This window comes from Paraburkholderia sp. J69-1 (genome assembly GCF_905220255.1).
GTDB lineage: Bacteria > Pseudomonadota > Gammaproteobacteria > Burkholderiales > Burkholderiaceae > Paraburkholderia.
Genome location: NZ_CAJMZG010000066.1, coordinates 1 through 1,377, shown reverse-complemented (window position 1 = coordinate 1,377; position 1,377 = coordinate 1). Strand labels below are relative to the sequence as shown.

Sequence of the window (1,377 nt, the reverse complement as noted above, 5' to 3'; positions counted from 1 at the left end):
AAATAGATGGAATGGTCGCCTCCCGCCTTAACGGGCTGTTCTGACGCCGCAGACTCCCGTCCTAAGCGTGCGACATTGCAGGTTCGGCAGTTCTGCCGCCAAGGAGAACCAGATGGAACCCACGATCATTGCTATCGACCTGGCCAAGCGCGTTTTCCAGATTCATTACATCGAGCCAGAGACCGGCACGATTCATAGCAAGGTACTCAAACGCGCCCAGCTCGTGCAGTTCTTCACCAACCGGCCTGTGAGTCGTGTCGTCATGGAGGCCTGCGGCAGCGCCCACCACTGGGCACGAGTTCTGGCACGTCTTGGCCACGACGTGCGTCTCATCGCAGCCCAGTTCGTGCGGCCGTTCGTGAAGTCGAACAAGAATGACGCGGCCGACGCCGCAGCGATCTGGGAAGCCGCCCAGCGTCCCGGCATGCGGTTCGTAGCCGTCAAGACCGAAGATCAGCAGGCCATGCTGGCGCTGCACCGCATGCGCCAGCAACTGGTCCGGATTCGCGTCATGCAGATCAACCAGCTTCGGGGGCTACTCTACGAATTTGGCGTCGTGTTGCCGCAAGGTCGCCGGGCTTCGATCGAGGCAGCCAAAGTCGCGCTTGCGTCCATGGCCGACGAGTTGCCAGCCATGTTCGCAGAAAGCCTGCAGGATCAGTTCTCGCGCCTCCGTGGGCTTGACGAACAGATCGCACAGATCGAGCAACGCATTCTTGAGTGGCGCCGTAACAACGATGCCTGCCGACGCATATCGGAGATTCCAGGCGTTGGGCCGCTTACGGCGACTGCTGCAGTTTCGGTCATCGGGCAGGCAGAGACGTTTCGCTCCGGACGGGAATTCGCTGCCTATCTGGGTCTTGTGCCACGACAGAATAGTTCCGGCGGCAAGGTAAAGCTCGGCGGTATCAGCAAACGCGGTGATGTGTATCTGCGAACGTTGTTGATTCATGGCGCGCGATCGGTCATCTCCGGTTCAAGGCATTTGCCGGAGCGTTTGCGCCTGATGCTGTCCCGTCGTCCAACGAACGTCGTGGCTGTTGCGCTCGCAAACAAGATGGCGCGCACAATCTGGGCGCTACTGGCATACGGACGAACGTATCAAGCAACGCCTGCGATGTAATCTGCATCAACTCTTAAACCTTTCCACGGTTGCATAGGTATATTGAACGATGGCAAGTCAGGTTGGACCGCGCAAAGGCAAGCCTGAGACATTTCTCGGACCTCGAGTCCGCCAAATAGATGAGGACCTTTGCGGCGAAATCCATCGGGGCCGGCGGGCATGCCCGCGATCGAGTCCGGATATAAGTCCGCAACCACCCTCCTCGCCAGACACAATTGCCTTGCAAATGGGAGGCGACCATATAAGAAATGTCG

1 protein-coding gene is annotated in these 1,377 nt (G+C 58.8%); it reads left to right on the top strand.

Annotation, left to right across the window (positions count from 1 at the left end; all coding sequences use genetic code 11):
- The first annotated feature begins 112 nt into the window (after positions 1 to 112).
- Positions 113 to 1,123 carry an IS110 family transposase gene (locus U5A67_RS40375; protein WP_321818824.1) on the top strand — a complete coding sequence of 337 codons (1,011 nt, stop codon included), beginning with the start codon at positions 113 to 115 and terminating at the stop codon, positions 1,121 to 1,123.
- The last annotated feature ends 254 nt before the right edge of the window (positions 1,124 to 1,377 follow it).

Bases quoted from the DNA above. Each gene is read 5' to 3' on its own strand.
- U5A67_RS40375 (WP_321818824.1), top strand. From the start codon at position 113: ATGGAACCCACGATCATTGCTATCGACCTGGCCAAGCGCGTTTTCCAG.